Raw genomic sequence first — 396 nt, forward strand, 5'->3', positions numbered from 1 at the left:
GACGTCATCTTGGAAATGATGTCTGACAAGACCAGCATGGAGCTGGAAGCAGAAGAGTCAGGCGTCCTATTGAAAATTGTTCACGGAAACGGTGCTACCGTTCCTGTAACAGAAGTTATTGCCTACATCGGTGCTGAAGGTGAAACGGTTGAAGCCGGCGCTTCATCTGCTCCTGCTGTTGAACCAGCAGCGGCTATTGAAGAAGTACCTGCGGGTCGTACACCAGTAATCGTTGCTCCTGCAACTGCTGCCAAACCACAAGGTAGTGGCAAGGTGCGTGCAACGCCAGCTGCGCGTAAATTGGCGCGTGAGCTTGGAATCGACTTGGGTCTTGTTCCAGGAACAGGTGCTAACGGTCGTGTCCACAAGGTTGACGTCGAAGACTTCAAGGGAGCA

At 52.5% G+C, this 396-nt stretch carries 1 protein-coding gene; it reads left to right on the top strand.

Annotation, left to right across the window (positions count from 1 at the left end):
- Window positions 1-396 (top strand): E3 binding domain-containing protein (locus tag C1G53_RS07685; RefSeq protein WP_192873113.1); only part of this gene is annotated, 396 nt, incomplete at both ends.

The organism is Streptococcus suis (assembly GCF_002960445.1).
Classification (GTDB): Bacteria; Bacillota; Bacilli; order Lactobacillales; family Streptococcaceae; genus Streptococcus; species Streptococcus hyiners.